The organism is Amycolatopsis orientalis DSM 40040 = KCTC 9412 (assembly GCF_000478275.1).
GTDB lineage: Bacteria > Actinomycetota > Actinomycetes > Mycobacteriales > Pseudonocardiaceae > Amycolatopsis > Amycolatopsis orientalis.
In genome coordinates, this window is the sequence record NZ_ASJB01000043.1 from 75,071 (window position 1) to 97,826 (window position 22,756).

General features: G+C 70.5%; 24 protein-coding genes. 13 read left to right on the forward strand and 11 right to left on the reverse strand.

Features of this window, described 5'->3' with window-relative positions:
• Nucleotides 1–18: 18 nt before the first annotated feature.
• Nucleotides 19–1,170: an exonuclease SbcCD subunit D gene (locus L324_RS12260; protein ID WP_037306518.1), complete on the forward strand. Its 1,152-nt coding sequence runs from the start codon at nt 19–21 to the stop codon at nt 1,168–1,170.
• Nucleotides 1,167–4,118 carry an AAA family ATPase gene (locus L324_RS12265; RefSeq protein WP_037306519.1) on the forward strand — a complete coding sequence of 984 codons (2,952 nt, stop codon included), beginning with the start codon at nt 1,167–1,169 and terminating at the stop codon, nt 4,116–4,118. The genes L324_RS12260 and L324_RS12265 overlap by 4 nt, the downstream gene beginning before the upstream one ends.
• 86 nt (nt 4,119–4,204) lie before the next feature.
• Here L324_RS12265 and L324_RS12270 read toward each other — a convergent pair whose 3' ends face one another.
• Nucleotides 4,205–4,705, reverse strand: coding sequence for a methylated-DNA--[protein]-cysteine S-methyltransferase (locus L324_RS12270; RefSeq protein WP_037306520.1), 501 nt, complete (start codon nt 4,703–4,705; stop codon nt 4,205–4,207).
• Between the two features lie 11 nt (nt 4,706–4,716).
• Nucleotides 4,717–6,168: a DNA-3-methyladenine glycosylase 2 family protein gene (locus L324_RS12275; protein ID WP_037306521.1), complete on the reverse strand. Its 1,452-nt coding sequence runs from the start codon at nt 6,166–6,168 to the stop codon at nt 4,717–4,719.
• Between the two features lie 115 nt (nt 6,169–6,283).
• On the opposite strand from L324_RS12275, the gene ychF reads away from it, so the two are divergent.
• Nucleotides 6,284–7,366: a redox-regulated ATPase YchF gene (gene ychF / locus L324_RS12280; protein WP_037306522.1), complete on the forward strand. Its 1,083-nt coding sequence runs from the start codon at nt 6,284–6,286 to the stop codon at nt 7,364–7,366.
• 57 nt (nt 7,367–7,423) lie between these two features.
• Here the strand turns inward: ychF and L324_RS12285 are convergent, their stop codons facing one another.
• From L324_RS12285 to L324_RS12295, 3 genes are all read right to left on the reverse strand, one after another.
• The gene (locus L324_RS12285) at nt 7,424–8,785 is read right to left on the reverse strand and encodes a M28 family peptidase (RefSeq protein ID WP_037306523.1); all 1,362 of its coding nucleotides are present in this window, start codon (nt 8,783–8,785) and stop codon (nt 7,424–7,426) included.
• Nucleotides 8,786–8,877: 92 nt separating this feature from the next.
• Nucleotides 8,878–9,252 carry a hypothetical protein gene (locus L324_RS12290; protein ID WP_037306524.1) on the reverse strand — a complete coding sequence of 125 codons (375 nt, stop codon included), beginning with the start codon at nt 9,250–9,252 and terminating at the stop codon, nt 8,878–8,880.
• An 87-nt stretch (nt 9,253–9,339) separates the two neighbouring features.
• The gene (locus tag L324_RS12295; protein WP_037306525.1) at nt 9,340–9,804 is read right to left on the reverse strand and encodes a DUF2716 domain-containing protein; all 465 of its coding nucleotides are present in this window, start codon (nt 9,802–9,804) and stop codon (nt 9,340–9,342) included.
• A 51-nt stretch (nt 9,805–9,855) separates the two neighbouring features.
• On the opposite strand from L324_RS12295, the gene L324_RS12300 reads away from it, so the two are divergent.
• From L324_RS12300 to L324_RS12310, 3 genes are read left to right on the forward strand one after another with little or no spacing between them, the layout of a single operon-like run.
• The gene (locus L324_RS12300; protein WP_037306526.1) at nt 9,856–10,059 is read left to right on the forward strand and encodes a hypothetical protein; all 204 of its coding nucleotides are present in this window, start codon (nt 9,856–9,858) and stop codon (nt 10,057–10,059) included.
• Nucleotides 10,056–10,436 (forward strand): type II toxin-antitoxin system death-on-curing family toxin, encoded by a 381-nt coding sequence (locus L324_RS12305; RefSeq protein WP_037306527.1) that lies wholly within the window; start codon nt 10,056–10,058, stop codon nt 10,434–10,436. The genes L324_RS12300 and L324_RS12305 overlap by 4 nt, the downstream gene beginning before the upstream one ends.
• Nucleotides 10,437–10,453: 17 nt before the next feature.
• Complete coding sequence (locus L324_RS12310) at nt 10,454–10,792, forward strand: winged helix-turn-helix transcriptional regulator (protein WP_037306528.1); 339 nt, start codon at nt 10,454–10,456, stop codon at nt 10,790–10,792.
• Nucleotides 10,793–11,168: 376 nt separating this feature from the next.
• Here L324_RS12310 and L324_RS12315 read toward each other — a convergent pair whose 3' ends face one another.
• Complete coding sequence (locus tag L324_RS12315) at nt 11,169–11,459, reverse strand: 4a-hydroxytetrahydrobiopterin dehydratase (RefSeq protein WP_037306529.1); 291 nt, start codon at nt 11,457–11,459, stop codon at nt 11,169–11,171.
• Between the two features lie 74 nt (nt 11,460–11,533).
• Here L324_RS12315 and L324_RS12320 point away from each other — a divergent pair, with 74 nt between their 5' ends.
• From L324_RS12320 to L324_RS12330, 3 genes are read left to right on the forward strand one after another with little or no spacing between them, the layout of a single operon-like run.
• The gene (locus L324_RS12320; RefSeq protein ID WP_037306530.1) at nt 11,534–12,586 is read left to right on the forward strand and encodes a thiamine ABC transporter substrate-binding protein; all 1,053 of its coding nucleotides are present in this window, start codon (nt 11,534–11,536) and stop codon (nt 12,584–12,586) included.
• A gap of 47 nt (nt 12,587–12,633) precedes the next feature.
• On the forward strand, nt 12,634–14,211 hold the full coding sequence (locus tag L324_RS12325) for an ABC transporter permease (RefSeq protein WP_037306825.1): 1,578 nt from the start codon (nt 12,634–12,636) through the stop codon (nt 14,209–14,211).
• On the forward strand, nt 14,211–15,272 hold the full coding sequence (locus tag L324_RS12330) for an ABC transporter ATP-binding protein (protein WP_037306532.1): 1,062 nt from the start codon (nt 14,211–14,213) through the stop codon (nt 15,270–15,272). Before L324_RS12325 ends, L324_RS12330 begins: the two co-directional genes overlap by 1 nt.
• 57 nt (nt 15,273–15,329) lie before the next feature.
• On the opposite strand, the gene L324_RS12335 is transcribed toward L324_RS12330, so the two are convergent.
• Genes L324_RS12335 through L324_RS12345 form a run of 3 tightly spaced genes read right to left on the reverse strand, consistent with a single transcriptional unit; the run spans nt 15,330 to nt 18,291 of the window.
• Nucleotides 15,330–16,211: an ABC transporter permease gene (locus L324_RS12335; RefSeq protein WP_037306533.1), complete on the reverse strand. Its 882-nt coding sequence runs from the start codon at nt 16,209–16,211 to the stop codon at nt 15,330–15,332.
• Complete coding sequence (locus tag L324_RS12340) at nt 16,208–17,203, reverse strand: ABC transporter ATP-binding protein (RefSeq protein ID WP_037306534.1); 996 nt, start codon at nt 17,201–17,203, stop codon at nt 16,208–16,210. Before L324_RS12340 ends, L324_RS12335 begins: the two co-directional genes overlap by 4 nt.
• Entirely contained in the window at nt 17,200–18,291 is a 1,092-nt protein-coding gene (locus tag L324_RS12345; RefSeq protein WP_037306535.1) for a LolA family protein, read from the reverse strand. Before L324_RS12345 ends, L324_RS12340 begins: the two co-directional genes overlap by 4 nt.
• Nucleotides 18,292–18,435: 144 nt before the next feature.
• Between L324_RS12345 and L324_RS12350 the strand changes: the two genes are divergently transcribed.
• The 3 genes from L324_RS12350 to L324_RS12360 are packed head-to-tail and all read left to right on the forward strand — an operon-like array spanning nt 18,436 to nt 20,894.
• Nucleotides 18,436–19,164 carry a response regulator transcription factor gene (locus tag L324_RS12350; protein WP_037306536.1) on the forward strand — a complete coding sequence of 243 codons (729 nt, stop codon included), beginning with the start codon at nt 18,436–18,438 and terminating at the stop codon, nt 19,162–19,164.
• Nucleotides 19,161–20,495 carry an ATP-binding protein gene (locus tag L324_RS12355; protein ID WP_037306538.1) on the forward strand — a complete coding sequence of 445 codons (1,335 nt, stop codon included), beginning with the start codon at nt 19,161–19,163 and terminating at the stop codon, nt 20,493–20,495. Before L324_RS12350 ends, L324_RS12355 begins: the two co-directional genes overlap by 4 nt.
• Before the next feature lie 9 nt (nt 20,496–20,504).
• On the forward strand, nt 20,505–20,894 hold the full coding sequence (locus tag L324_RS12360) for a (deoxy)nucleoside triphosphate pyrophosphohydrolase (RefSeq protein ID WP_037306539.1): 390 nt from the start codon (nt 20,505–20,507) through the stop codon (nt 20,892–20,894).
• A gap of 49 nt (nt 20,895–20,943) precedes the next feature.
• Here L324_RS12360 and trpS read toward each other — a convergent pair whose 3' ends face one another.
• Nucleotides 20,944–21,909, reverse strand: a complete 966-nt coding sequence (gene trpS / locus L324_RS12365; RefSeq protein WP_037306540.1) for a tryptophan--tRNA ligase — start codon at nt 21,907–21,909, stop codon at nt 20,944–20,946.
• A 346-nt stretch (nt 21,910–22,255) separates the two neighbouring features.
• Here trpS and L324_RS12370 point away from each other — a divergent pair, with 346 nt between their 5' ends.
• Entirely contained in the window at nt 22,256–22,555 is a 300-nt protein-coding gene (locus L324_RS12370; protein ID WP_037306541.1) for a YciI family protein, read from the forward strand.
• Nucleotides 22,556–22,575: 20 nt separating this feature from the next.
• Here L324_RS12370 and L324_RS43075 read toward each other — a convergent pair whose 3' ends face one another.
• Entirely contained in the window at nt 22,576–22,734 is a 159-nt protein-coding gene (locus L324_RS43075) for a hypothetical protein (RefSeq protein WP_162835861.1), read from the reverse strand.
• Between the last annotated feature and the right edge of the window lie 22 nt (nt 22,735–22,756).

The window sequence follows — 22,756 nt, forward strand, 5'->3', positions numbered from 1 at the left end:
GGCCCTACCTTGGGCTGCGTGAAGCTCCTGCACACGTCCGACTGGCATATCGGCCGCACCTTCCACGGCGCCGATCTGCTCGCCGAGCAAGAAGCGGTGCTCGGTCACCTCGCCGATCTCGTGGTCGCCGAGTCGGTCGACGTCGTGCTCGTGTCCGGGGACATCTACGACCGCGCGGTGCCCTCGGCGGAGGCGGTCCGCGTGGCCACCACCGCGCTGGGCAGGCTCCGCCAGGCCGGGGCCCGGCTGGTGATGACGCCGGGCAACCACGACTCCGCGCCGCGGCTGGGCGCCTTCGCCGAATTCGCCGCGGCGGGCGGATTGCACCTGCGCGCCACGATCGACGGCCTCGACGAACCGGTGCTCCTGCCCGACGAATACGGCGAAGTCGCGCTCTACGGCATCCCGTACCTCGAACCGGAGCCCGCGCGCCACGCCCTCGGTGTGCCCGAGGCCCGCGGCCACACCGGCGTCCTCACCGAGGCGATGCGGCGGATCCGGGCGGATCTCGCCACGCGGCCGTCCGGGACCCGGTCCGTGGTGCTCGCGCACGCCTTCGTCACCGGTGGCGAGCCGACCGAATCCGAGCGGACCATCGCGGTCGGCGGGGTCGAGCAGGTGCCGGGTTCGGTGTTCGACGGCGTCGACTACGTCGCGCTCGGCCATCTCCACGGCCCGCAGACCCTCGCCGAGCACCTGCGCTATTCGGGCAGCCCGCTGGCGTACTCGTTTTCCGAGACACGCCAACGGAAATCGGTCTGGCTGGTGGATCTGGGCGCCGAAGGCCTCGCGGAGGTCCGGCGGCATGAGCTGCCGGTCCCCCGCCGGCTCGCGACACTCCGCGGCGAACTGGCGGATCTCCTGGCCGACCCCGAACACGACGGTCTCACCGAACATTTCCTCTCCTGCACCATCACCGACCGGGTCCGCCCGATCGACGCGATGCGCAAACTGCGGGAGCGGTTCCCCTACGCCGTCCACCTGGACTGGCAGCCCGAAGGCGGGCACGACGGCACGGCGCTGAAATACGCCGACGCCGTCCGCGGGCGATCCGACGTCGAGATCACGCGCAACTTCCTCGAGGACTGCCGAGGCTCGGCGCCGTCGGAGAGCGAGGAACGCCTGGTGCTGGCTGCCCTCGGCGCCGCGGGCAGGGAGCGCGAAGTATGAGGTTGCACCGACTGGAAGTCGCCGCTTTCGGCCCGTACGCGGGCCGCGAGGTGGTGGACTTCGACGCGCTCGGCGCCGACGGGCTGTTCCTGCTGCACGGCGACACCGGCGCGGGGAAGACGACCCTGCTCGACGCCATCGCGTTCGCGTTGTTCGGCACGGTCCCCGGCGCTCGCGGGGAGGTCAAGCGGCTGCGCTGCGATCTCGCCGAACCCGACCAGGTCACCGAGGTCGTCCTCGAACTGACCGTGCAGGGCCAGCGGATGCGGATCGCGCGCAACCCCGAATACCAGCGGCCCAAGCGCCGCGGCGAGGGAATGACCGTCCAGCAGGCGAAGGCGGTGCTGAACTGGGTCGGGACGGTGCCCGCCGGGCACGTCGCCGAGGGCATCACCCGGATCGACGAGGTCGCGCGCACGGTCGAACGGCTCATCGGGATGACGCACGAGCAGTTCTTCCAGGTGGTACTGCTCCCGCAGGGCGAATTCGCGCGGTTCCTGCGCGCGAGCACGGCCGAGCGGGAGGAGCTGCTGGAGCGGCTGTTCGGCACCGAGCGCTTCGCGTGCGTCGAAGACTGGTTCGCGAACCTGCGTGCCGAACGCGGCCGTGAGCTGCAGGCACGGCAGCAGTCGTTGCGGGAATGGGTCGCGCGGTTCGCGCAAGTCGCCCAGCAGGAAGCGCCCGAAGAGGGACAGGCCGAGTGGGTCGAAGAGATCCTCGCCGAGTCGGCCGAGCGCGTCGCGGCGGCGCGGGAACGCGAAAGCAAGGCGAGGACGGCGGCGAAGACCGCCGAGGCGATCTGGCAGGAGAACCGGACCACCGCCGAACGCATTCGCCGCGTGCGGACCGCGTACACCCGTCTTTCGGCCATCGCCGAGCAGGCCGAACAGCGCGCGGAGTGGGCCGAGGAGGTCGAGGCGGCCCACCGTGCGGCGGGCGTGGTCGCGGAGGCCGATCTGCTCGAACGCAGGCTGGCTCAGCTCGCGGAGGCCGAAGCCACGGAAGCCCTCCGGGCCCGTGAGGTGCCCGACGCCGCGGACGGTTCCGCCGCCGAGCTTCGCGCTCGCGCCGGCGGGGTGCGGGAGGAGGCCGGGGCACTCGCCGAACTCGTGGCGGAAAGCGAGCAGCAGCAACGGGATCTGGTTCGCCGGAAGCAGCTGGACGCGGCCGCGGAAAAGGCGAAGAGGCAGGCGGAGGAGTTCGCCGCCGAACTCGATTCCGCCCCGGAAAAGGTCGCGGCCCTGCGCGCTGAGGTGACCGCCGCCGCCGAAGCCGAAGCGAAACTCGACGGTGCCCGCCTCCGAGTCGACGAGCTGACCACCCTGCTCCGCGACGCCGACGAGCTGCCCAAGGCCCGGCAGGTCGTCGAGCGGGCGCGTGCGACGGTCAGCGAGGCCGTGGACCTCCATCAGCAGGCCCGTCGGCACCGCTTGGACCTGCGCGAGCGCCGCCTCGACGGGATGGCAGCCGAACTCGCCGCCGGTCTCCGCGCGGGCGAGGACTGCCCGGTCTGCGGCGCGACCGAGCATCCGGCGCCTGCCGGGCACACCGGCGGACTGGTCGATCCCGAAGACGAACGGCGCGCCGAAATCGCGGAACAGCAGGCAGACGGTCGCCGCGAGAAGGCGAAAGCCGCGTTGCTGGAGGCCGAGAACCGGCTGGCGGCCCTGATCGACCGGCTCGGTGAGCACACCGCGGAAACACTGCGGACCGGCCTCGGCGAGGCGCGCGAGCTGGTCGCGACACTGTCCGAAAAGGCCGGTCGCAAGCCCGCGCTCGAAACCCGGCTCGTCACGCTGGAACGGAAGATCGAGCAGCTGGCCGAACGCCGCCGCACCGCCGAGCGGAGCGCGGTCGAGGTCGAGACCGAGGTCAGGGGCCTCACGGAACGGCTGGCCGAACGGGAACGGCGGCTGGACAGCGCCCGCGGCGAGTTCTCCGATGTCGCCGCCCGGCGTCGGCACCTGCTGGGTTTCGCGGCCCGCCTCGACGCGCTCGCCGAAGCACGGCTCGCCGTCGCAGGTGCCAGGGAGCGCCGCGACGAGCAGGCGAAACTGGTCGAGGAAGCGTTGCGGGCCAAGGGTTTCGCGGATCTCGACCAGATGCGTGCCGCGGCCCGGCCGGACGAGCAGATCACGAAACTGGAGAACAGCCTCGCCGACGCGAAGGTGATGGAGGAGACCGAGCGGCGCGCGCTGGCCGAACCGGAACTCTTCGGCATCTCGCCGGAGGACGAGATCGACGTCGCCGCTTCCGAAGAAGCCGCGCGGGACACCCGGGGCGAGGCCGAGCAGGCCCTTGTGGCGCTGAGGACGGCCACGACCCGGCACACGGACTTGACCGGGCTGGCGGCGCGGATGACGGCGATGATGGCCGACCTGGCGCCGGTCGAGGAGCGGTACCTCGAACTGAAGGCGCTGGCCGAAGTCGTCAACGGACGCGGGCAGAACGCGCGGAAGATGTCGTTGCGCTCGTACGTCCTGGCGGCCCGGCTGGAGGAGGTCGCGGTCGCGGCGACCGCCCGCCTGCGGACGATGAGCCAGGGCCGCTACTCCTTCGTGCACTCGGACGCGGCCGGTGCCCGCGGTACCCGCGGCGGGCTCGGACTCGACGTGCTCGACGACTACTCAGGCACCGTCCGGCCCGCGAAGACGCTGTCCGGCGGCGAGTCCTTCCTCGCGTCGCTCTCGCTGGCGCTGGGCCTCGCCGACGTCGTCGCCGCCGAAACCGGTGGAGCGCTACTGGACACCCTGTTCATCGACGAGGGCTTCGGCACCCTGGACGCCGAAACGCTCGACATCGTCATGAACATCCTCGACGAGCTTCGCGCCGGTGGGCGCGTGGTCGGGCTGGTCTCGCACGTCGAGGAGCTGCGGCAGCGGATCCCGACCCGGCTGCGGGTCCGGAAGGCGCGTACCGGGTCGACCGTGGAGATCCACGCCGCCTGACCGCTGCCTCGCGTGCAATGAAAGGTCCTTTCCTCGCAAATTTTGCAAGGAAAGGACCTTTCATAGCGCGCGGATGAGGGTGTGGCTCAGGCGGCTTCGTGGGTCAGCAGCCACTGCTTCGCGGGCACACCCCACCGGAAGTTCCCCACCGCACCGCCGGTCCGCACCACCCGGTGGCAGGGCACGAACAGCGCCGCCGCGTTCTTCGCGCACGCCGAAGCGGCCGCCCGTACGGCCGACGGATTTCCCGCCAGCGCCGCGTATTCCGCGTAGCTCACCGGCTCACCGGCGGGCACCTTCCGCAGGATTTCCCAAGCGTGCTCCCGGAAAGCGCCGGACCGCTGCCGCACCTCGACCTCGGCGACCGCGTCCAGGTCACCGTCGTGGTACCGGCGGATCGCGGTGCTCACCGGCCCCAGGTCTCGCCGCTGCTTGACCTCGCCGGGAGCCAGTGACGGCGAGATCAGCGGTGTCAGTTCGCCGACGTCGCCCGTCCAGCCCGAGGCGAGCACGGCTCCGTCACCCGCCACCACGGCGGTGAACGGGCCGATCTTCGTGTCCATTGTGGACCAATACGCGATGCTCATCATCTTCCCTTTCAAGCGCGCCACAGGTACATGCCGGCGTACGAGGACCAGGGCTGCCATGCCCGTCCGCGTTCGGCCAGCGTCTTTTCGTCGTCGGCGATGCCCAGCGCGGCCGCTCCTCGGCGCAGCGCCGGATCGCCGGTCAGCAGGACGTCCGGCGCGCCGAGGACGCGCATCAGGACGTAGTCCGCGGTCCGGGGTCCGATCCCGGGGAGGTCGAGCAGCTCCGCCCGTAATTCCACCGGGTCACGGCCGACGTGGACCGCGACGCCGTCCGCCAGCGCGGCGGCCACCGCGGTGATCCGGTCCGGACCGTGTTCGGCGACCTGGGCCGCCGTCGGGAACACCGTGGTCAGTCCCTCCAAGGACTCGTCGCAGCTGGGTACGCGGTCGCCGAGGGCCTCGGCGAGCGAGGCCGTCTCGGCCGGGGACAGCATCGCGCGAAGCACGAGTTCGTCCCCGTCGACCGCGCCCGGCACCCGGATCCCCGGGATCGCCTCGACCAGCGGTGCGAGCGCCGGGTCGGCCCCGAGGACCCGCGTGACCGCCTCGGGGTCGGCGTCGAGGTCGAGCAGCCGCCGCATCCTGGCCACCGCGCTACTGAGATCCCGCAGGTCGGTGAGCCGCAGGTCGCAGAGGACGTGGTCGTCCTTCGCCGTCAGCCGCGCCGCGCCGGTGCCGTGGGCGAGCCGCAGCGTGCGGGCATAGCCGGTCACCCCGGACTCGTCGCGCGTCACGTGCTCGACGCCGGGGACGGCCCGGTCGGCCAGGAAGTTCAGCACGCCGTCCGCGTCGAACGGCTTACGGAACGGTAGCCGCAGGCTGAGCCGGGTGCCGGTCGGCGTTTCCTCGGTCTTACGGCGTCCGCGACGCAGGCTCGCGGCCCGAAGCTGCGAAGGCGTCGTCGCGAAGACCTCGCGGATCGTCTCGTTGAACTGGCGGACGCTGGAGAAACCCGCCGCGAACGCGACGTCGGTCAGCGGGAGCCCGGACATCTCGATCAGCAGCCGTGCCGAATGCGCCCGGTGTGCCCTGGCCAGCGCGAGCGGTCCGGCGCCGAGTTCCGCGGTGAGGACGCGCCCCAGCTGACGTTCGGAATAGCCGAGCCGTCGCGCGAGCCCCGGCACGCCGTCGCGTTCGACGGTCCCGTCCGTGATGAGCCGCATCGCCCGCGCGGCGAGGTCGGCCCGGATGTCCCAGTCGGGCGAACCGGGGACGGCGTCGGGGAGGCAGCGGCGGCAGGCGCGGAAGCCGTTGGCCTGCGCCGCGGCGGACGTCGGGTAGAAGCGGACGTTCTGCTGCTTCGGCGTCGACGCGGGGCAGGACGGGCGGCAGTAGATCCCGGTGGTGCGGACGGCCATGATGAACTGGCCGTCGAACCGGGGATCACGGGCGGCGACGGCGCGGTAACACCGTTCGGTGTCGCGCCATACGGCCCGTTCGGCCAGGGTCTGCTCGGTCATGTCTTCGATCGTGCCACCAGGTCGAGGGCTCGGCTGGCGGAAATCCGACACCGCGATCAAGCCCTCGGCGCCCGCCGCCGGACGCCGGAGCGGGTGGCACGTAGACTTCTGGCCCGTGAGTCTCACCCTCGGTATCGTCGGCCTGCCCAACGTCGGCAAGTCCACCCTGTTCAACGCGCTGACCCGCAACGACGTGCTCGCGGCGAACTACCCGTTCGCGACGATCGAGCCCAACGTCGGCGTCGTCCCGCTGCCGGATCCGCGGCTGGACGAGCTCGCCAAGGTCTTCGGCTCCGAGCGGACCGTGCCCGCTGTCGTGTCCTTTGTGGACATCGCGGGCATCGTGAAGGGCGCGTCCGAGGGTGCGGGGCTCGGCAACAAGTTCCTCGCGAACATCCGCGAGGCCAACGCGATCTGCCAGGTCGTCCGCGTCTTCGACGATCCGGACGTGATCCACGTCGACGACCGGGTCGATCCGGCGAGCGACATCGAGACGATCAACACCGAGCTGATCCTCGCCGACCTGCAGACGCTCGACAAGGCGCTGCACCGGCTCGAGAAGGAGGCGCGGACCAAGAAGGAAGCCAAGCCCGCCCTCGACAACGCGGTCAAGGCCAAGGAGATCCTCGACGCGGGCCGGACGCTGTTCCAGGCCAGGAACGAGGTCGACTTCGAGGCGCTGCGCGAGCTGAGCCTGCTCACCACGAAGCCGTTCCTCTACGTCTTCAACGCCGACGAGGGCATCCTCACCGACGATTCCCGTCGCGAAGAGCTGGCCAAGATGGTCGCCCCCGCGGACGCGGTGTTCCTCGACGCCAAGGTCGAAGCCGAGCTGCTCGAACTGGACGACGAGGAGTCCGTGCGCGAACTGCTGGAGTCCGTCGGCCAGCACGAGCCGGGCCTCTACTCGCTCGCGCGCGCCGGCTTCCACACCCTCGGCCTGCAGACCTACCTGACCGCCGGCCCCAAGGAGTCCCGCGCCTGGACGATCCCGCAGGGCGCGACCGCCCCGCAGGCCGCTGGCGTCATCCACACCGACTTCGAGCGCGGCTTCATCAAGGCGGAGGTCGTCTCGTACGCCGATCTGATCGAGCACGGCTCCATGGCCGCCGCCCGGTCCGCGGGCAAGGTGCGCATGGAGGGCAAGGACTACATCATGTCGGACGGCGACGTGGTGGAGTTCCGCTTCAACGTCTGATCGCAACTCGTGAGTGGTAATGACGGTTAGAACCGTCATTACCACTCACGAGCCTGGCTACTTCCGCAGCAGGTTGTACGCCGCGGAACCGATCAGCTCCAGCGAAACCTGAAGCCGCTCAAGCGAAACGTTGTCCTTGATGGTGTCTTCCGGCGTGTGGTAGGTCGGCTCCAGCAGCGCCGGTCCCGTCTCGCCACGCCAGCTGAAGTTGCCCGACGCGATCCCGCGCTCGAAGAACGGCACGTGGTCGCTCGAACCGCGCGCGACCGGGCCCTTGACCCGCGGGTCGTAGCCGAGTCGTTTGGCGGCGGCGTTGACGGCCGCGGTCGTGGCGTTGTCGGCACCGTCGACCGAAAGCAGCCAGTAGGTGATCGCCGGGTCCCAGCTGGTGGCGACCATGTCGTTCTGGAAGCAGCCCGCGATCCGCTTCGTCTCCGGGTCGGACAGCTGCGAGACGTAGTACCGCGAGCCGATCAGGCCGTACTCCTCCGAACCCCACAGCGCGAACCGCAGCGTCTTGTTCGTCGGCAGATACCGCAGGACGCGCGCGAGTTCGAGGCACAGCACGGTGCCACTGCCGTCGTCATTCGCGCCCGGGGAGCCGGGGACGCTGTCGTAGTGCGCGGTCACCATGACCACGCCGTCGTCCTTGCCGGGGAAGGTGGCAGGCCGCTCGGCGATGATGTTGTGCGACGTCAGGTTCTTGTGGTGGACGGCCGACGCCTTGACCGTCACCGTGCCCTTGGCGAGCCGCTCCCGCAGGCGTTCCACCTGGACCTGGGCCAGTCCCAGCACCGGGATGGTCACCGGGGTGGCCAGCGTCGGGGAGAACGCGGACAGCTTCCGCGCCGGGTCGGCGCCGATCCGGCCGAGCAGGACGGCGACCGCACCGCGCTGCGCGGCCGTCAGGTAGGCGTCCGCCTTGTTCGCCACCGCCGCGATCAGCACGATCTTGCCGGTCAGATCGTCGGGCAGGGTGGTCCCGTCACCGGCGTCGACGACGACCGCCTCGCGCGTGACGTCCTGCGCGCCCTGCGGCGACGAACCGGTCTGCCAGCTGTCGCTCCCGACCGACAGGCCGCCCAGGAACTTGTCGGCGATCGGGAACGGCTGCACGGTGACCTGATAGCGCAGGTCACGCAGGACCTTGACGATGTAGTCCTTGGCGCGCAGTTCGCCCTCGGTGCCGGCGATCCGGGGGCCGATCCGGTCGCTGAGCACCCGCAGATGCTCCAGCGCCCGCCGCGACCGGACCCGCGCGACCACGGGATAGTCGCCGAAGTCCAGCGACGGCGGGAACTGCGCGCCCGGACGCTGCTGCGTCGCCGCGGCGGCGGTGCCGGGGTTCAGCCCGATCGTCGCCGCGCCCGCCAGTGCCACCGCGCCCGCGAGCACCTCACGCCTGCGCAGACCTGCCATGGAACACCCCTCACTTCTCGAAGAACCTTCGTTCGAGTAGCTAAGAGACGCGAGGCGCGGAGAGCAACCTCCGATCGTCCCCTTTTTCCGGTTCAGCGCACGGCCACCCGGCGGTAGGCCTGCGAGACGGCGGCGACACCGCAGGCGGCGGCCGCGATCACCCCGCCGATCAGCAGCGCGGTCCCGGCGAACGGGCCGAAGTCGCCCACGTCGGCGAGCCGTCCCCAGAAGGAGCCTTCGAGCAGGGCGCCGACCAGGATGAACACCGGTGCGGCGACGCCGAGGAAGAGGATCCAGCGGAACCGGGCGGACAACGTCAGGACGAGGATCCCGGTCACGCCGAGAATGAACGGGCCGGGCGGGACGTCGGGGAATCCGGGGACGCCCGAGACGATCTGGACGATCAGGCCGGCGACGCCGAGGAAAAGGAAGAAGGCGTTGGCGACGGCCGCGGTGGAACGGTTCATGGTGGATCTCCTCACTGGTTCGGATGGCCACTGAAGAGTCGCGCCCACCGGCCGTGCGGCGCGTCGGCCCGGAAGCGGCAATCCGGTCTACGCGGACCTGCGTAGAGGCTCGCCGAGGACTTCGGTGAGTTCCGCCGAAATCGCCGTCACCAGCGCTTCGCCGAACACGCAGAGCGTGTACTCCCACGGATGCCCGAACGTGCCGAGCCGGAAGTCCGGCGTGAGGTAGATGTAGTAGTCGCCGTCGGGGAACGGGCTGAGCGGCCAGTCCTTCGCGGCGGTCGGGAACCGGTACGCGTCGTGGTGCCAATCGAGCGCGTACAGCTCGTCGGCGCAGGCGGTCAGGCCCCGTCGGACCACGGAAACCAGCCGGTCCAGCCGCAGGTGCTCCGGGTCGTCGTCGAGGGCGGTCAGGCTCCAGGTCACCGAACCCGACGGCTCGCTGATCCCGGGCCACTGGAACCGGTCCGTGCTGGGCCGGAAGGCGAAGTCCGCGTAGAAGCGGTGCCACACCTGGCGGTGTTCGGAGTATCCGAGGGTCTCGACGCTCACCCGGGGAAAATACGCGCAGGGGCGTGCTACCAGAGTGGTATCATCGACGGCATGGCCATGACCCTGAGGTTGAACGACGAGCAGGAGCGCGCTCTCGCCTTGCTGGCCGAGGCCGACGGCGTGAGCAAGCACGAAGCCACGGTCCGCGCCATCACCGAGGCCGCCGGGCGCCGCGTTCGCGACGATCGTGTCCGGGCGCTGTCGAAGGACGGCCGAGAGCGCTATGCCGCTCTGCTCGACCGTCTCGCCCAGTGATCGAGTATCTCACCGTCGAAGACCTCCTGACGCTCGCGGAAGATCTCCGGGTGCCCAAAGTCCGTGACTTAGGGCTGCTCGACTCCGCCGCACACCGGCCACAGGCTTCCTTGATGGGCCAGGATGCCTATCCGACGCTGCACGAAAAAGCCGCGGTCCTGTTGGAGTCGGTCGTACGCAACCACCCGCTCGTCGACGGAAACAAGCGTCTTTCCTGGATGGCGACGTTCGTCTTCTACGGGCTCAACGGACACGATCTCGACGCGCCGGAAGACGACGCCTACGACCTGGTGATCGCGATGTCCACCGGCTCGCGCACCTACCGGGAAGCCGCGGCCGATCTGGCGGCGTGGACGCGGGTAACTTCGAAGGGGTGAAGCCTTTGCGCCCCGACATGTTCGCGCCCGGCTGCCCGTCGAATCTGACGCCGTTCCGGATCGGCGACAAATGGGCGGGTCTGGTCGTGCTGTGCCTGGAAGAGGGGCCGCGCCGGTTCTCCGAACTGCGAGTACCGCTGCGGGGTGTCACCTCGAAGGTCCTCACGGAAACGCTGAGGGCCCTGGAGCGCGACGGCATGATCACGCGGACGGCGTACGACGAGACGCCGCCACGGGTGGAGTACGAACTCACCGCACTCGGCCGGACGCTGTTCCCGGCGATGGAGGCATGCCGTGAGTGGGCGGCGAAGCACCTTCCGGAGCTTGTCGCCGCCCGTGAGGCGTACTCGGCTTAGCCGAGGAGGCCCAGCACGACGATCGCCAGCAGCGTGATGGCGGTGGCGAAGACGGTCACCCAGGCGCGCTGCGCGGCGGTGATGGAGGCGTTGTTCACGGCGGTTCCCCGGGGGAGAGAAGCGACAGGTCCGCCGGGAACAGCGCGTTGATCAGCCTCCGCGTTACTTGCGCGGAACCAGTGTGATCAAGGTCACTGATCGTGCTGGTGATGCCGCTCGCGGGCCGTGTACCAGAGCACCCCGGCCGCAGCGGCCACCATCGCGCCGAATGCCGAGAACCCCACCACGATCGCCTGCGTCATCACTCGTCCTTTCTCGTTGTTCCCTACTGGAAGGACGTCCGAGAAGCGGCGACGTGGCGCGATCGTCGCGGACGTCACATGCCGTCGAGTACCCCGTCGATCTGCGAGGCAAGCGCGAAGTCCTTCTCCGTCAGCCCGCCGGCGGAGTGGGTGCTGAGCCGGAACGTCACCGTCCGCCAGCGGATGTCGATGTCGGGATGGTGGTCGGCCGCCTCCGCCAGTTCGGCCACCTTGTCCACCGCTTCGATGGCTTTCGGGAAGCTCGGCAGCTTCGCCGTCCGCTCGATCGTGACGCCGTCGCGCGTCCAGCCGGAGAGCTTCGTCACGGCTTCGTCGGCCTGTGTGTCGTTCAAGATTTCCGCCATGACTCCATGGTGGTACGCCGTCGGCTACGCTGCACGTTTGCCACGGGTCCCCCCTTGAAAACGTAGGAGGCTAGATGAAACGCGCCCTCCGCACGCTCGTTGCGGCTGGCACGGTGGCCGCCCTCGTCGCGGGCTGCTCGCTCTCCGGGAACTCGGGAGAGGGCCCGCAGGGGCCGACGACCGTCACCCTGGTGACGCACGATTCGTGGCTCGCCCCGCAGGACGTCCTCGACGCGTTCGAGCGGCAGTCCGGGATCAAGATCGCCGTGCTCAAGCAGGGTGACGCGGGCGCGCTGACCAACAAATTGGTGCTGACCAAGGCGAATCCGATCGGCGACGTCGCGTACGGCATCGACTCGACGTTCGCCTCCCGCGCGCTCGGCGAGGGTGTGTTCGAGCAGTACACCAGCCCGGAGGCCGATCGCGGCCCCCAGCGCTACTCGATCGACCCCGAGCACCGGCTCTCCGCCGTCGACCTCGGCGACGTCTGCGTGAACATCGACACCCGGTACTTCGCGGACAAGGGGATCCCGGAGCCGAAGTCGTTCGCGGACCTGGCCGACGCCAAGTACAAGGACCTGATGGTCGCCGAGAGCCCCGCGACCTCGTCGCCGGGTCTGGCGTTCCTGCTCGGCACCATCGCCCAGTTCGGCGAGCAGGGCTGGCAGGGCTACTGGTCGCAGCTGAAGGCCAACGGCCTCAAGACGGTCAGCGGCTGGGAAGAGGCATACACCAAGGAATTCTCCGGTTCCTCCGGCAAGGGCCCGCGGCCGATCGCCGTCTCCTACGCGTCGTCGCCTGCCGCCGAGATCGGCGAAGACGGCAAGCCGCGCACGAAGGCGCTGCTGGACACCTGTTACCGCCAGGTCGAGTACGCGGGCGTGCTGGCGGGCGGCAAGCAGGTCGAGAAGGCCCGCAAGGTGGTGGACTTCTTGCTGTCCCAGCAGTTCCAGGTGACCGTGGCGAGCAACATGTACGTCTACCCGGCCCGTCAGGGCGTCGAGCTTCCGCAGGGCTGGGCGCAGGCAGCGCCGTTGCCGCAGCAGCCGAAGACGCTCGAACCGGCCAAGATCCAGGCCGGGCGCGAGCAGTGGATCGCCCAGTGGCGCACGCTGTTCGAAGGCTGAACACCACCAGGCTGACTCCGCGTGGCGCCGGGCTGGCCGCACTCGCCGTGCTGCCGCTCGGTTTCCTCGTGGTGTTCTTCGCCTGGCCGGTCGCGGCGATCATCGGCCGGGGCTTCGGCTCCGGCGGGGTCGCCGCGGCCATCGGTGAACCGCTGACCTGGAACCTCGCCGGATTCACCCTCGCCAGTGCCGGGGCTTCAACGGTCGTCGCGGTGCTCGCCGGCCTGCCGGTGGCGTTCCTTCTCGCGCGGGTGCGGCTGCCGGGGGTGGCGCTGGTCCGGACGCTCGTGCTGGTGCCGTTCGTGCTGCCGACCGTCGTGGTCGGCCTCGCCTTCCGCGCGCTCTGGCCCGACGGCGGGCTCCTGCCCTTGGTGCTGGCCAACGCCTTCTTCAACGTCGCCGTCGTCGCGCGCACGGTTTCCGGGCTGTGGAGCCATCTCGACCCGCGCACCGTGGACGCGGCACGGGCACTCGGCGCGTCGCCGTGGCGTGCCTTCCGCACGGTCACGCTGCCCGCGCTCGCGCCTGCCATCGCGTCGGCCGCGGCCGTCGTGTTCCTGTTCTGCGCCACCAGCTTCGGGGTCGTGCTCATCCTCGGCGGGGCGAAGTACCGGACGCTGGAGACGGAGATCTACCTGCGCACGGTCGAACTGCTCGACCTTTCCGGCGCGGCCGCGCTGTCGCTCGTGCAGTTCGCGGCCGTCGTCGCCGCGCTCGTCGTGGGCGCGCTCGCCAGGCGCCGCCGTGAGAACGTGGTGCGGCTGCGGGCGCGGAGTGAGACCGCCCGCCGTCCCCGCGGGGGCGAGTGGTGGGCCGCCGGGACGGGACTGGCGGTGATCGCGCTGCTGATGACGCCGATCGTGGCGCTGCTCGTCGAGTCGGTGTCCACTTCGGACGGTTGGAGCCTGGCGGGGTACGAAGCCCTCGGCAGCCGGGGAACCCGTGGCGCGCTCCAGGTTTCCGGCTGGGACGCGGCTTCGATGTCGCTGCGGACGGCGTTCGACGCCACGTTGCTCGCGATGATCGTCGGGGTGCTGGCCTCGGTGGTGCTGGTGGCGTTGCGGCGCACACCGGGCAGGCTGGCGCGGGGGATGGGCGAGACGATGGACGCCGCCCTGATGCTGCCGCTGGGCGTGTCCGCGGTGACCGTGGGTTTCGGCTATCTCATCACGCTCGACGCGCTTCCCGGTGACCTGCGGACGTCGCCGCTGCTGGTCCCGCTCGCCCAGGCGCTGGTGATCATCCCGCTGATCGTGCGGATGGTGCTGCCGGTGCTGCGGTCGGTCGACGTCCGGCTGCGGCAGGCCGCCTCGACGCTCGGTGCGAGCCCCGCACGGGTGTGGCGGGAGATCGACCTCCCGCTGACGGCGCGATCGCTGGTCGCGGCGGCCGGTTTCGGTTACGTGGTCGCGCTGGGCGAGTTCGGCGCGACGAGTTTCCTGGCCAGGCCGGACGCGCCGACGTTGCCGGTCGCCGTCGCGACGCTGATCTCACGCCCGGGTGAGCTGAACAACCAGATGGCCTACGCGGCCTGCGCGCTGCTCATGATCGTGACCGTGGCGGCGGTGGTGCTGATCGACCGGTTCGGCGCGGTCCGCGGGCAGAATTCGGTAGGGGAGTTCTAGTGTCGCTGTCGGTACGGGATCTGACCGTCCACTATGGATCTTTCGCCGCGGTGAAGGACGCCCGGCTGGACATCGCCGACGGCGAGGTGCTGGCCCTGCTCGGCCCGTCCGGTTCGGGGAAGTCGACGCTGCTGCGGGCCATCACCGGGCTGGAGCCGCTGACCTCGGGCACGGTGCGCTGGGACGGCGAGGACCTTTCCGGCGTGCCGGTGCACCGGCGGGGGTTCGGGCTGGTGTTCCAGGACGGGCAGCTGTTCCCGCACAAGGACGTCGCCGCGAACATCGCGTTCGGCCTGCGGATGCACGACGTCCCGCGCGCCGAGCACACCGGGCGGGTGCGCGCGCTGCTGGACCTGGTCGGACTCGCCGGTTACGAGCGACGGCGGGTGACCGAACTGTCCGGTGGGCAGGCGCAGCGGGTGGCCCTGGCCCGCGCGCTGGCGCCGGAACCGCGGTTGCTGCTGCTGGACGAGCCACTGTCCGGTTTGGACGCCGGACTGCGGGAACAGCTGGCGATCGACCTCGCGGCGTTGCTGCGGCGCAACAAGATCACCGCGCTGCTGGTCACGCACGATCAGGAAGAGGCGTTCACGCTCGCCGACCGGGTCGCCGTCCTCGACGACGGTGAGATCCGCCAGGAGGGCGCGGTGCGCCGCGTCTGGAGGCAGCCGGTGGACGAGGGAGTGGCGCGCTTCCTCGGCGTGACGACCTTCGTCGACGGCGAGGCGTCCGGCGGCACGGTGCGGACCGCGCTCGGTGACGTCACGCTTCCCGACGTCAAGGACGGCCCGGTCCGGCTGGGACTGCGGCCGCATGGCCTGAGGGTCGCGGAGAACGGGGTCGAGGGTGAGGTGACGGCGGTGGTGCACCGGCGGGAGCACGTGCGGCTCGTCGTCGCACCCGGCGGCGACCTGTCCACTGTAGACGCTGTCGCACCCGGTGGCGACCTGTCCACTGTAGACGCCGTCGCGCCGGTGACCGCCGATCTGCGCCCCGGCGACACCGTCCGGCTCGCTCTGGACCCGGACGGCGTCGCCCAACTTCCGCGTTTCGTCCTCTGAACGCGGTAGTTGGGTACGCGAACTACCGCATCGAGAGGACGAAACGCGGGAGTCGCGTCACCCGTCTCGGGTGGTGAGCCTCGCGTAGGCGATCGAGAGTCCGATGGCGATGTAGCAGGCGGCGCGCAGGGCGCCTTCGCCGAGCATCGCCGTGTCGAGGGGGTCCATCAGTACCGAGGCCGGTGCCTGTGCCCAGTTCTCGTTGAGCAGGAACGGATGCAGCCACGAGACCGCGTCCAGGAAGCCGAGGATGGTGAACACGATCGTCCCGGCCAGCACCGAGGCGACGACCAGCATCGGATGTTCGGTGAACGCCGAGATCGCGAGCGCGACCGCGCCGACCGCCCACAGTTGCAGGACCACCCATGCGGCCACGAGCAGGATGCGGCCCAGCGCGTCCCAGACGCTCAGCGTCGAGCCGGTGAGGGTGAACATCGAGTCGGTGCCGCTGATGACCAGGCCGGTGACGAAACCGGTGAACGTCATGGCCAGCACGGCGATCGTCGAAACCGTCGCGACGCCGAACGCCTTGATCGCGAGCAGCCTGCCCCGGCCGACCGGCGCGATCAGCCAGCCGCGCAGCGTCCCGTGGGCCGCCTCGCCGGCGATCGCGTCCGCCCCGGCCATCGCCGAAGCGAGCGGAAGCAGCAGCCCCAGCGTCATGGTCAGTGCCGCCACGGGGAGGATGAACCCGTTGCTGACCGCGGAGGCGAGCAGCGCGCCGTCCCCGCCGCCACCACCGCCGCCGCTCGTCTCCGCCGGGTCGACGAGCGTCAGCGCGACGCCGATGACCACCGGGATCAGCGCGAGCAGGCCCAGTACGGCCAGCGTGCGGGGCCGCCGGAAGATCCAGCGGAGTTCGGCGCGGTACAGCCGGATCAGGCCGACGCTGTCCTGGCCGGTCCTCGCCGCGGGTGCCGCGGCCAGAGCGTGGGTCACGACTCCCCCTCACCGTCTACAGTGGACTCCGGCTGGGTCAGCCGGGCGAACAGGTCTTCCAGTCCGGTCCGTGCCCTGGCCGCCTCGTGCACGGCCACCCCGGCCGTCACCAGATGCCGCAGCACGTCGGGAGCCTCGGCGGCGGTGAGGTCCACGCGGACGCCGTCCGGGGTGAGCCTGCTGCCGATCCTGTGCTCCCGCAACGTCTCCACCGCGAGTTCGGCGTCCGGCGTCCGCACCAGCAGCGCCGCGTTCCCCGACTCCAGCAGTTCCGAGAGCTCGCCCTGGGCGATCACGTTCCCCGACTGGAGCACCGCGACATGCGTGCAGGTCGCCTCGACCTCCGCCAGCAGATGCGACGACACCAGCACGGTGACGCCGTCGGCGTGCAGTTCGCCGATGATCCGGCGGATCTCCCGTGTCCCGGCCGGGTCGAGGCCGTTGGTCGGCTCGTCGAGCACGACCATCCGCCTGGGCACGAGCAACGCGCTCGCCAGCCCCATCCGCTGCTTCATCCCCAGCGAATACCCCTTGTAGCGCCGGTTCGCGGCGCCGCTCAGGCCGACCCGCTCAAGCGCCGCGTCGACCGCTCCGGGGATTCCGGCCGAAGCCAGCCTCGGTTCGGCCGCGGCCGCGCGCAGCAGGTTCTCCCGCCCCGACAGAAAAGGGTGGAAGCCCGGTCCTTCGACCAGCGCGCCGACGTCGGGCAGCGCGTGCGCGGCCTCGTCGGGCATCCGCTTGCCGAAGAGTTCGACCTCGCCCTCGGTGGGGCGCACCAGACCGAGCAGCATCCGGATGGTCGTCGTCTTGCCCGAACCGTTGGGGCCGAGCATCCCCAGCACGGCGCCTTCGGGAACGTCGAGGTCGACGTGGTCCACGGCCACCGTGCGGCCGTAGACCTTGCGCAGGCCCCTGGTGCGGGCCGCCATGGGTACCGCCGGAGCGGACGCCTCCTGGGAGACGTCCGCCCCGGCCTCGAACGTGGTGGTCACTTCGCGGCCAATGCCTCGAAGAGGACCTGCTCCGGCACCGCGCCGACGGCGTACCGGCCGTCGTCGGTCAGCACACCGCTGCCGACCTTGGTGGTCACCAGCCAGCCGCTGCCCCACGCGCCGCTGACCGGCTTGGCGAACCGCGAAAGCAGCGCCTTCGGGTCGACCTGACGGCCTTCCTCGTCCTTGGCGCTACCGGCCTTCGCCAGCGCGTCGGCCGGGATCTTGCCGGTGATCGCGGTGTCCCAGCCGTCGCCGACGACCTTGACGTCGTTCTTCGCCTGCTCGGCGAGCTCACGGCTCTTCGGGTCGACCTCGGCGGTCTTCTCGGTCACCTTCGCGCCCTTCGGCGGGGTGAACTCGAAGTTCGACGCGGGCTGGTTCGCGAAGTTGATCTCGCTGAACGAGACCTCGAACGCCGGTGACGCGTTGCCGTTGGCCAGCACCGTCAGCCGCAGCGGCAGCCGCGTCTGCGAGTCGACCGCGACGCGGATTTCGCGCAGGAGCGTCCGCTCGGTCGGCTTCGGCGTCAGCACCAGCTCGTAGGCGGAGCGGTTGGCCACCGACGACGTCCCGTCGACGGCGATGGTGCTGCTCTCGCGCACCTTGCCGAGCAGTTCGGCGGCCGCGGTGGCCGGGTCGACGGCCTGGCCCTCGACGGCGCCCTTGTGCTCCTTGGCCAGTTCCGGCGGGATGGTGATCTTGGTGGCGGAGTTGTCCTTGGAGTTGTACTCCCAGACGGTCTCGCCGTTCTTGACGATGGTCTGCTGGGAGGAGCCTTCGGTCAGCGAAACCTTGCTCTTGCCCGCGCCGTCGGTCGAGACCTGCGCCGAGTCGATGCTGAGCGCCGACACTCCGGGCAGCGTGCTGCCGATCTGCGGCAGGCCGAGGTCGTTGCTGACCTTGACCTTCCCGTCGAACGACGACGGCTTGGCGTTGAGCGTGGACTGAACCAGCTCCTCGGCGCTGATCTGCGGCAAGACGGGCGCGTCACCCGCGGTGGCGGGCATCGCGACGACGGCGAGCCCGCCGACACCCAGTGCCGTCCCCACCACCGCCGCGGTGAGGGCCTTCCTCTTCGGATCCATGCTGTCTCTCCCTGTTTCCCCGAACCCCAGTGTGCTCGGGTCTTGGCGACAACGCTTCCCCGGAAACGCTGAGACACCACTCAGACTCCGCCGCCCGAGCTGAGATGGCGCTGAGAGGTCGCGCGTGAGCTGGTGAAACCGTGAATGATGAGTGACGTGAAACCTCGAGTACTGGTGGTCGACGACGAGCCCGGCGTGCGCAAGGCGCTGCTGCGCGGGCTGCGCGCCGAGGACATGGACGTGGTCACGGCGGCGGACGGGCCCAGCGGGCTGCGGCTCGCGCAGACGGGGTCCTTCGACGTCGTCCTGCTCGACATCATGCTTCCCGGCCTTTCCGGCTACCGCGTGCTCGAACGGCTGCGGGCGCTCGGCGTCACCACGCCGGTGCTGATGATCTCCGCGAAGGACGGCGAGGTCGACCAGGCCGACGGCCTCGACCTCGGCGCCGACGGCTACCTCGTGAAGCCGTTCTCGTTCGTCGTCCTGGTCGCGCAGGTGCGCGCGGTGCTGCGGCGGACATCGCCGGACGCGACCCGCGGGCCGCTGCGGATCGGCGCGCTCGAAGTCGACCGGAGCCTGCGGCAAGTCCGCTACGACGGCATCGAGGTCGCGTTCAGCCCGCGCGAGTTCGCGTTGCTGGAGGTGCTGGCGGGCCGGGCGGGAACGGTGGTCACCAAGGACGAACTGCTCCGCGCGGTCTGGGGTGACGAACAGGCCGCGACCCGCAACGTCGTCGAGGTCTACGTCGGTTACGTGCGCCGCAAACTCGACGCCGTCGGCGCCGGTGCCCTGGTCCGGACCGTGCGCGGGCACGGCTACCTGGCCTCGGATCCGCAGCTCGACGAGGTCATCGCACCGGCGGGACAGGGGTGATCGGCTCGCCGTCTTGGTGGCGCCGCCGCTCGCTCCAGGTCCGGATCACCCTGCTCGCGGCGGCCGTCACGCTCGGTTTCCTGCTCGGGCTCGCGGCGGTCGCCGGTGACAATCTCCAGCCGCTGCTCATCGGCTCGGTCGACGACGAACTCGGAGCCCAGCTGGGTACCGCGACCGCCGATGTCGCCGCCGGGCGGACGCCGTCGGGATCGGCGGTCACCGTCCGCGTGCTCGACACCGGGGGCGGGCCGGTGGACGGTCTGCCGCCCGCGAACCTCGGGCCGGCCGAGATCCGCGCGCTGAAGGCGGGGGAATCGATCACGACCGGCGGTGAGCACAGCTGGCGATGGGCCGGGACAGTCGTCACCGCGCCCGACGGCCAGCAGCGGCTCGTCGTCGCGGGGGCGGGGCTGGTCGGCTTCGCGACGGCGGTGCACTCAGGCGGTCTCTGGCTGTTCGTGGTGGCGTCCGTCGGCGCGGTGGGCGCGGGGATCGCGACATGGCTGCTGGTGCGGTTCGCGCTGCGGCCGGTGGCCCGGATGCGCGGTTCGGTGCGGGCGCTCCCGCCGGGCGCGCGGTTGCCGCTGCCGGATTCGCACGACGAACTCCGCGCGCTGGCCGAGGAGTTCAACGCGCTGCTGGCGCGGCAGGAGGAGGGCGCCGAGCGGCTGCGGCGGTTCACCGGGGACGCCGCGCACGAACTGCGGTCGCCGGTCGCTTCGATCCGCGTGCAGGCCGAGGTCGCGGTCACCAATCCCGATCCCGACCTCGCCCAGGAGACGCTGTCGGACGTCCTCGAGGAGGCGGAACGGCTTTCCGCGCTGCTCGACGGGCTGCTGGCGCTGGCGCGGTCCGACGCGGGGGAGGTCCCGCCCGCGGAACCGGTCGAGCTGGTGAGCGAGGTGCGGGCGGCGGTCGCGCGGATGACCCGGGTGTCTTCGGACGCGCCGGAGATCCGGGTGAGCGGCACCGTCGGCACCGCCTGGGCGCTGGCCACGCACGCCGAGGTCGAACTGGTGCTGAGCAACCTGCTGCGCAACGCCTGCCGCTACGCGCGCGGGCAGATCGTGGTGTCGGTGCTCGCGGCGCGCTCCACCGTGCGGGTGGTGGTCGACGACGACGGGCCGGGGATCGAGCCGGAACACCGGGAGCGGGTCTTCGACCGGTTCTATCGCGTCTCCGATTCGCGGGCGCGGTCCTCCGGTGGCACCGGGCTGGGGCTGGCGATGGTCGCGGAGGCCGTCCGGCGGCGCGGTGGCCGGGTGCGCGTCGGCGAGTCACCCGATGGCGGGGCGCGCTTCCAGATCGTCTGGCAGGCGGCGCGGTCGTAGGGTGTGCCCGTGGTGATCGTGGGCGCCGCCATCGTGCGGGACGGACAGTTGCTGGCGCAGCAGCGGGCTTGGCCCGCCGACCACGCCGGGCAATGGGAACTGCCGGGCGGACGGGTCGAGGACGGCGAAGGCGACGAGGCCGCTCTGGCGCGCGAATGCCTGGAGGAACTCGACGTCGTCGTGACGATCGGGGGCCGGGTCGGCGACGACGTTCCGTTGCCGGGCGGGAAGGTGCTGCGGATCTACGCGGCTTCGCTGGTCGCGGCGGGGGACGAGCCTCGGGCGGTGGAGCACGAGGACGTCCGGTGGGTTTCCGCGCGCGACCTCGACGACCTGGACTGGCTGCCCGCGGACCGCGTCCTCCTGCCCGCCCTGCACGCCCTGCTCCCAATTCCGTGAAGGACTCCTTGAGGGCCCCAGAGCCCCTCAAGGAGTCCTTCACGGAACTTCAGCCGGCGCCGATGAGCCGCAGCGCGGACTGCAGCCGGTGCTCACCCCGTTCCGCCGCCCGGACCGCACCCGCCTTGCGGACACGCTCCAGCTCACCGGGGTCGGCCAGCAGCGCCAGCGCGCGCTCCCGGACCGGCCGCAGCTCCTCGATGAGGGCGTCGGCGACGGCCTCCTTCACCTGGCCATAGGAGTCGAACCGGTCGGCGAGGACTTCGGACTTCTCCTTGACGCAGGCCGCGAGGATGTCCAGCAGGTTCGCCATGCCCGGCCGGGTTTCCGGCGCGTAGGCCGGTTTCGAGCCGCCGTCGGTCTTCGCGCGTTTGACCTTCCGCCGGACCTGGTCCGGCTCGTCGAGGACGAAGACCACCCCGGCCTCCTCCTTCGTCGACTTCGACATCTTCCGCGTCGGCTCGGCGAGGTCCATGACCCGTGCCCCGGCGGGCGGCAGCACCGCCTTCGGCATGGTGAACACGTCGCCGTACGTCGAGTTGAACCGCTTCGCCAGCGTTCTCGCCAGCTCGACGTGCTGCCGCTGGTCCTCGCCGACCGGCACCTCGTCCGCGCCCTGCAGGAGGATGTCGGCCGCCATCAGCACCGGATAGGTCAGCAGGGACAGCCGGACCCCGGCGCGGCCCTTCGACTTCTCCTTGAACTGGATCATCCTGGCGGCCTCGCCGTAGTTGCAGGTGCATTCGAGGACCCAGTTGAGCGCGCCCAGCTCGCGGGCGATGTCGGACTGCACGAACACCCGGTCCGGCTCGATCCCGGCCGCGATCAGCACGGCCAGTTGTTCGGAGGCCATCGAGCGCAGTTTGGCCGGATTGTGCGAGTTCGTCATGGCGTGCAGGTCGGAGACGAAGTACAGGTCGTCCGGCCCGCCCTCGTCCGCCCAGCGGGAGATGGCCCCCAGGTGGTTCCCGACGTGGACGTGGCCGGACGGGGTGATCCCGGACAACCTGATCATCTGCCTTCTTCCTTCCGGATTCGGGCCGCCCCAGGGTCCGGGCACGAAAAAGGCCGCCCGGTGGGGCGGCCTGGTGGTGCGCTCGTCTGGTTCAGCGCAGGACTTCGGGGCCGCCGGAGGGCGGCCACCACTGGGCGTTCTGCGCGCGCATACCGGCGAGGGTACCGCAGCCCGCGCGTGTAGTCCTCTGGATGCGGTGCTTCGGCATCGAACCACCGCATCCAGAGGACTACACGCGACGTGGAATAAGGGGTGAGTCACTCATTCCGGGCATGTCGCGTCAACACTTCATATCGGCCGGGGCAGTACGCCTGTCACATTAGGGATCGGGGTCTACCGTCATCTCATGTATGTCGTCCTGCTGACTTACACAGCACCCATCGAAGAAATCGACTATGTGCTCCCTGATCACGCCGAGTGGCTGACCAAGCAGTACGAGCACGGGCATTTCCTCGCCTCCGGCAGGCGCAACCCGCGCATCGGCGGCGTCATCATCACCAGGCCCATGGCCAGGGGAAAGCTGGACGCGATCCTCGCGACCGACCCGTTCTCGGTCAAGCACATGGCCGCCTACGAGGTGATCGAGTTCTCGCCGACCCGGACCGCGCCGGAACTGCGGGCGGTCAACGAGGCGGTGGTGCGCTGACGATCTTTCCGGCGTCCTCGTCAGGCCGCTTTCGCGATCTTCGTTTTCGCCTTTTTCAGTGCGAGAACGGGGCATTTCCCGCAGCGCGATTTGGACCGGCAGCATTTCTTCTTGACCTTGCCGGACTTCATCCACTTGCGCACGAGCTTGTGCGGGTCGTCGGGTTTCTTCTTGCCCACTCGCGCTCCTCGTCGGACTCCG